This is a genomic window from Geminocystis sp. CENA526, assembly GCF_050753365.1.
In the GTDB taxonomy this organism is placed as follows: Bacteria; Cyanobacteriota; Cyanobacteriia; order Cyanobacteriales; family Cyanobacteriaceae; genus Geminocystis.
On record NZ_JBLZFY010000152.1, the window covers coordinates 1 to 6,838 of the forward strand.

The following is a 6,838-nucleotide window of genomic DNA, read 5'->3' on the forward strand; positions in this document are numbered from 1 at the left end:
TAATTGTTAATTGTTAATTGTTAATTGTTAATTGTTAATTGTTAATTGTTAATTAGTTATTTTAATTAAAGTATCCACAAAAGTAGGATAGGATACAGAAGCCGCTTCAGCTCGATCGATAATAGTTGTACCCTCGGCATTTAATCCTGCAATAGCTAAACTCATAGCGATACGATGATCAGTATAACTGTCCATTTGCGCACCCTTGAGAGTAACACCGCCCGTAATTTCTAAACCATCGGGTAATTCGGTGATTTTTGCCCCCATTTTATTCAATTCTGTCGCCATTACCGCTAATCGATCGCTCTCTTTCACTCGCAATTCTTCAGCATCCTTAATAATAGTCGTACCTTCGGCAAAACAGGCTGCTACTGCTAAAATAGGAATTTCATCGATTAAACGAGGAATAATTGCACCTTCGATCGAACAGGCTTTGAGTTTACTTGATTTTACCTTTAAATCTGCCACAGGTTCACCTGCCATTTCCCTTTCATTTTCGAGGGTAATATCCGCATTCATCATCAGCAAGGCTTCTAAAATCCCCGTGCGAGTGAGATTGATTCCCACATTTTCAATGATTAATTCTGAGTTGGGAGTAATCGCCCCTGCTACTAACCAAAAAGCCGCCGAGCTAATATCCCCCGGTACTATAACAGTTTGTCCTTGTAATTTTGCTCCTCCTTCAATGGTGACGCTATGGGTATCAACATCAATTTCTAGGGTTGCTCCGAACGATCGTAACATTCTTTCACTATGATCTCTGGACAAAAAAGGCTCAGTTACAGTAGTTTTGCCCTCTGTCATCAATCCTGCTAAAAGAATACAAGATTTTACTTGAGCGGAAGCCACAGGGGAATGATAATGTATAGGTTTAAGATTTTGCCCAATGACAGCGAGGGGGGCATTTTGATTGTTATTTCTACCATAAATCAACGCTCCCATTTGTGCTAAAGGCTTGATTACCCTTGCCATAGGGCGACTTCTCAGGGAATCATCTCCTGTGACGGTAAAAAATTTGTTCGGTTGTGAAGCTAATAACCCCAACATTAAGCGCATGGTTGTGCCAGAGTTTCCTGCGTCTAAAATGTTTAAAGGTTCTTGTAGTGCCTTATCTCCAATTCCTGTGACTGTTACTCTTTCACTGTTTAACTCAGAAATTTTTGCTCCCATTGCTTGAAAACATTGAGCAGTACTACAAGGGTCTTCTCCTAATAATAAACCTTCGATGATGGTTTCTCCTGATGCGATCGCACCCAACATTAAAGCGCGATGAGAGATAGATTTATCACCCGGTATAGAGATTGTGCCTTGTAGGGAATTAGCTTTTTTTTCGATAACTAATTGATGATGTTGAGCAGTTTTAATAAGATTAATCACAGAAAATAATAGAAAAATTGACTACTGAAAAATGATTTTAGGGAAATTATATCATCGATCGGACTTTCATATTTTGAGGAAAAATCTACCTTTGAGAGATTGCTTGAGATTGCTTCGTACCTCGCAATGACGGTGTGAAAATCATCATTATTGCGAAATTTCTGTTAACAATTGTGGCATAAGTTGATAACCCATCGCTTGTAAAATGGCGTTGATATTATCTAGTCTCGGATTACCTTTTGCTGATAATGCCTTTTGTAATCCTTGTCTTGTCATTCCTACTTGATTAGCTAAGTTTGTTACTCCCTTTACCTGTGCAACAATACGCAATCCTGACAGTAAAGCCGTAGAATCTTGATCTGTTGCATAATCTTCAAAAATTTCTTTGATAAATTCGTCAATCTCTTCAGGGTGATTGCGAAAATACTCTTCACTAACCTGTAACAAATTTCTATATTTTCTCATAATTCAAATACTCTTGCCAATAATTTTTTGCTTTTTCAATATCTTCTGTTTGGGTACTTTTATCACCACCCAATAATAAAACCACAATTCGATCGCCGTCTTCGCCAAAATAGACTCTAAAACCACCTCCAAATGTAAATCTTAGCTCAAAAATACCGTCTTTGAGAGATTTATAATCACCATAATTTCCATTTTCAACTCTCAGTAATCTTGTTAAAATACGCCTTCTGATAGTTTTGTCTCGTATTTTCAGTAACCAATCATTAAAAGGTTCTTTTCCTATACTATCTTGATAAAAGATAATTTCTTTTTGTGACATAATCTTTTCTTCGACTTCTTATGCCAATTATAGTTGGCTATTTATATTTTGACAAGAAAAAAACCTTATCGTCATGGAGGATGGGATTGCTTCGTTACCTCGCAATGACAAAAATATTAACTTTACTACCGTCATGGCGAGGGGTTGTTTATCTCAAAATCGATCGAACTTCTTTGAATTTCCCCCGAAGCCATCTCATTGTTGTTTTGTGATAAGGGTATGGGATTGCTTCGTTACCTCGCAATGACAAGGAGAGTTTTTAAATCGATTGTTGAGTCATAATAAACTCTTGCACTTTGCTACGATAATTTTGTAACTGTGCTTCCGCCCATTCTCGACTATCGCTGTTAGCATAGATATGAATTAGTGGTTCTCCCGCATCTGGTAATATTAATACCCAGTTATCGGTGTGACGTTGGATAATTTTTACTCCGTCTATCAATTCAAGGTTTTCTTGAGACTCCGTTTCTACTAGGTGACGCATTAATGCACCTTTTGTTTTCCAAGGGCATCTCAAGGAATGATATTTATGACATACCATTGGTAAATCTGTTCTCACTTGAGTTAACGATCGTTCTTGCACCGTCAGCATTTCAATCAGTTTGGCGATCGTAAACATAGCATCAAAACCGGGATGCAGTTGAGGGAAGATAAAACCCATTTCACCACTACCCCCTAACACCACATTAGGATTATGTTGAGCCGCCTCCATAATGGCGGTGGGATTGGCTTTCGTACGAATCACTTTACCATCGTGACGGCGCGCTATTTGTTCAACAGCAGAAGAAGTATTGACGGGAACAACGATCGTACCTCTGGGATGAGCGGTTAAGATGGTGTTTACCATTAAAGCAGTTAATTCTTCTCCTCGAATTTGAATGCCAGATTCATCCACTAATACCAATAACTCGCCGTTAGCAGACACTTGCACACCGAAATTAGCTTTTAAGGCTTCCACCACATGACCAAGTTGATACAAGAGGTTTTCTCTTTCTGCGGTAGAAATAGCCCGTTGTCGCAAACTAGCGTTTAAAACTACTGCATCACAGCCAAATTTTGCCAATAATTGCGGTAAAATCGCTCCAGAAACAGAGTAAACATAATCGATGACAATTTTTGTGTTACTGTTACGAATTGCCTCTAAATTTAATTGCGTCTCAAAGGTATCTCTATAGGTTTCCAATACTTGGGAAGGGTAAGACATATCGCCAATATCCATAGCTTGAACTCGTCTTAAGTCTTCTTTAAAATAAGCACCCTCAATTTTTTTCTCCTTCGCCTTCGAGAGATTAATGCCGTTTGTATCGAAAAATTCAATTAAAATATAGTCATGTCGATCTGGGTGTAGCCTGACATGAACTCCTCCTGCGACTCCTAAATGGGGTGTCATGGTGCGAGAAATGGGAATTGCCGTTGATTCGAGGTTTTGAATATCAATACCCACAGACATTAATCCTGCCATTAAAGAACGACTCACCATGCGAGATACACTGCGTTGATCTCTGGATACCACTACAGAACTATTCGGTTTGAGGGTTGAACCATAAGCTGCCCCCAATTTTACCGCAAATTCTGGGGTTATATCGATGTTAGCTAACCCCGTCACCCCCCTTTGTCCAAAGAGGTTGCGATGAGCCATGTTCCCCCAAATCAGGTTGATATTGAGGATTGCTCCTGATTCTATTCGTTTGCTGGGCCACACTCGTACTTCTGTATTGATTTGGGCTTCTTCTCCAATGTTACAAAGTTGACCAATAACAGCACCTTCTAAAATTTGCGATCGACGATCGACCCTTGTACCCCGTGCAATTACACAACCAGAAAGAGCCACTTCATCACCAATTACAACACCATTCCAAATAATAGGTCGATCGAGTTCTGCGTCTTCTCCCACGGTGACATTATCTCCAATTACTGTACCACCACGAATTTTCGCCCTCGCACCGATGCGACAATTACTGCCAATTAAACAAGGACTTTCCACCAAAGCGGTGGGATCAATATAAGTGTTTTCCCCAATCCAAATATTTGGCTGAGTTTCATGGTAAGGAAAATCGAGGTTAACATCTCGATCGAGCGCACTATAATGAGCTTCCCGATAGGCTTCCAGATGTCCCACATCACACCAATAACCATCGGCAATATAACCATACATCGGCTCATTTCTGTCTAACAAAAGAGGAAATAAGTCTTGGGAAAAATCCGATTCCTCTTGAGAAGGTAAATAGTCTAAAACTTCAGGCTCAAGGATATAAGTACCAGTATTGACAGTATCGGAAAAAATTTCGCTAGTGGAGGGCTTTTCTAAAAATCTTTGTATTTTACCATCGGTATCGGTAATTACTACTCCAAACTCGATAGGATTAGGCACTCGTTTTAAAATCAAAGTAGCTTTTGAGCCTTTTTCACGATGAAAGCGAATGGCATCCTGTAGATCAAAATCTGTGATACTATCTCCACTGATTACGATAAAAGTAGTATCTAACATCTGTTCTATATTTTTCACACAACCTGCTGTACCAAGGGGTTGATCTTCTTCTACCGAATATTTCATTGTTACACCAAAATCACTACCATCTTGAAAATAATCCCGTAAAACATCGGGCAAATAATGGAGAGTAGTAATAATTTCATTAATACTATGTCGTTTTAATAAATTCACAATGTGTTCGGCAATGGGTCTGTTTAAGACTGGTACCATTGGTTTAGGCAAGTCACAAGTTAAAGGGCGTAATCGAGTACCCGAACCACCAGCCATTAAGACAGCGCGCATAAAGTTCTCCTTTGATATTGATTGCTTAAAATATAGGAAATTTTAGAAGTTTTTGATCACCTTTCTGTAATATTTCCCCCTTTTTTGTTTTCTGTCGGGAAAAGATGTTGTTTGACGAATATTTATTTCATCTTCGTTATTAGTTTCACATTGTAATCCATAAAAGTCTAACATCCGTTTAAAAGATTTGTAAACCAGAATTTTTTTAAAACAGTAAAATATCATTATCGCTTAAAATTGGTGTATTAGGATTAAATCCTCATTGCTTGAACGGTACACTAATTAAATTTATCCCTTCATAGATATAGAATACCTCCGTTATCGCCCCCGATCGAACTAAGGGTATCTGAGTTACTTCCCTCCACTGCTCAAAATGTTGACGATACTTTTCTTCTATCTCTTTTTCTGTAAAACGCTCAGTAGTGATATATAATCCTCGTTTGCCCTTGAGTTTGGCTTGGGGATACCAATAATCAAAACCTCTGTTATCACTACTAAAACAAGTTAATGGAATATTCGTTAAGGGTTCGATCGCCATACCAATATAACCACCAAGATAGTATTGATTGGTAAAAATAAAATCTGCCTGTTGCAATGCAGTCGTAAATTCAGGGGATGATTCAAGGTTCGATCGTAATTGTACAATATCAATTAACTCTGTAGAAGGATCATTTTCAGGGGGGATTAAACCCGTAAAAAAAGCATTTTGATTCGGTTTTTGAAACAATCCCAAACTAAAATGAGATAAAGCAATGACGATAAGAGTATTAATAATCAGAAAAGAGAAGAATAACCAACGCTGAATTAACTTAGGATGATATTTTGACCATCTAGCACTAAAATCCCCTAGAATAAGCGTTAAAAACCAAAAACCTGGCATCGCCCAAGTCGGCAAAATTTGCGTTACTCCTCCTAAAAGAGTAAAACCGATGATTAAAGGTAACGAAATCCAGAGAATTAACTGATAACGAAGGTTAGATTTTCCCCGTAACTCTGAGTCAAGGGTGACACCGCCAACCCACCATAAAGGAAAACCAAAACTGGGGAATAAATAAGCAATACTAACTAAAGCAACCACAAGGATATTAAGAAGATTAATGGTTAAAGGAGTTGGGTTAGGAGAGTCAAAACGAGTGGATAATTGAAAACCAAAAGATACCCAATCATGTTGCCAATTCCAATATAAAAGAGGAAATAGAGTAATAATAAAAACCCCAAAAGTGGCGATTAACCAAGGAGAAGCAAAAACCTTTCTATAGGGTGGATTAAATAAGCAAAATCCCACTAAAGATAAACCAAAAACAAAACCATGATATTTACTTAAACAAGCTAATCCTAGCCATAAACCAATCAAAACAAGACGATAACTAGGTTTATAGGTTAATTGATCTTCATCCGAAAAAAACTCATCACAGGCAAATAATATAGTTAAAGTCAGAAAAAACATTAACGGCACATCTGGTAAAGTCAACACCCCAAAGGCAACGGTAAAAATAGGAATCATGGAAGCGATTATTAAAGTTAATAATCCACTCTGATGATTAAATAATTTTTTCCCTGTGAGATAAAGACAATATAAACTCCCCGTCGTAATTATTAATGTACCGATACGAATAGTAAATTGATTAACCTCCCCTGTTAACCACACTCCTAACCCCGTAGTTAATGCCACGAATACAGGATGATCAAAATAACTCCAATCTAAATTCTGAGTGTAGATAAAATAATAAGCCTCATCATAACCTGCGGGTAAATATATGGCAATAATTACTCTAATCATTAACCCGACTAAGAGAACGATCGATATAGGATAGGACAAAATAGAACCTAATTGAACCATAAGAAAAATGATGATGAGGGGAGAGGGGGGAGAGGGGGAGGAGATGTCTCTTCTACACATCTCC

Annotated in this window: 6 protein-coding genes; 1 reads left to right on the forward strand and 5 read right to left on the reverse strand. The window is 38.0% G+C overall.

What is annotated here, in order from left to right:
• Nucleotides 1-48: 48 nt before the first annotated feature.
• The 3 genes from aroA to ACN4EE_RS21380 all read right to left on the reverse strand — a co-directional run bounded on the left by aroA (nt 49) and on the right by ACN4EE_RS21380 (nt 2,161).
• Nucleotides 49-1,377 carry a 3-phosphoshikimate 1-carboxyvinyltransferase gene (gene aroA, locus ACN4EE_RS21370; RefSeq protein WP_431708532.1) on the reverse strand — a complete coding sequence of 443 codons (1,329 nt, stop codon included), beginning with the start codon at nt 1,375-1,377 and terminating at the stop codon, nt 49-51.
• A 147-nt stretch (nt 1,378-1,524) separates the two neighbouring features.
• Nucleotides 1,525-1,842, reverse strand: a complete 318-nt coding sequence (locus ACN4EE_RS21375) for an addiction module antidote protein (protein ID WP_431708533.1) — start codon at nt 1,840-1,842, stop codon at nt 1,525-1,527.
• Nucleotides 1,829-2,161, reverse strand: a complete 333-nt coding sequence (locus tag ACN4EE_RS21380) for a type II toxin-antitoxin system RelE/ParE family toxin (protein ID WP_431708534.1) — start codon at nt 2,159-2,161, stop codon at nt 1,829-1,831. The genes ACN4EE_RS21375 and ACN4EE_RS21380 overlap by 14 nt, the downstream gene beginning before the upstream one ends.
• Before the next feature lie 20 nt (nt 2,162-2,181).
• Between ACN4EE_RS21380 and ACN4EE_RS21385 the strand changes: the two genes are divergently transcribed.
• Nucleotides 2,182-2,373: a hypothetical protein gene (locus tag ACN4EE_RS21385; protein ID WP_431708535.1), complete on the forward strand. Its 192-nt coding sequence runs from the start codon at nt 2,182-2,184 to the stop codon at nt 2,371-2,373.
• 47 nt (nt 2,374-2,420) lie between these two features.
• Here the strand turns inward: ACN4EE_RS21385 and ACN4EE_RS21390 are convergent, their stop codons facing one another.
• Nucleotides 2,421-4,934 (reverse strand): sugar phosphate nucleotidyltransferase, encoded by a 2,514-nt coding sequence (locus ACN4EE_RS21390; protein ID WP_431708536.1) that lies wholly within the window; start codon nt 4,932-4,934, stop codon nt 2,421-2,423.
• A 259-nt stretch (nt 4,935-5,193) separates the two neighbouring features.
• The coding region (locus ACN4EE_RS21395; RefSeq protein ID WP_431708537.1) for an ArnT family glycosyltransferase at nt 5,194-6,838 on the reverse strand (1,645 nt) is incomplete at its 5' end.

Excerpts from the sequence above, each read along its gene's own strand:
- ACN4EE_RS21380 (WP_431708534.1), bottom strand. The coding sequence starts at position 2,161 with ATGTCACAAAAAGAAATTATCTTTTATCAAGATAGTATAGGAAAAGAA.
- ACN4EE_RS21390 (WP_431708536.1), bottom strand. The coding sequence starts at position 4,934 with ATGCGCGCTGTCTTAATGGCTGGTGGTTCGGGTACTCGATTACGCCCT.
- ACN4EE_RS21385 (WP_431708535.1), top strand. The coding sequence starts at position 2,182 with ATGCCAATTATAGTTGGCTATTTATATTTTGACAAGAAAAAAACCTTA.
- ACN4EE_RS21375 (WP_431708533.1), bottom strand. The coding sequence starts at position 1,842 with ATGAGAAAATATAGAAATTTGTTACAGGTTAGTGAAGAGTATTTTCGC.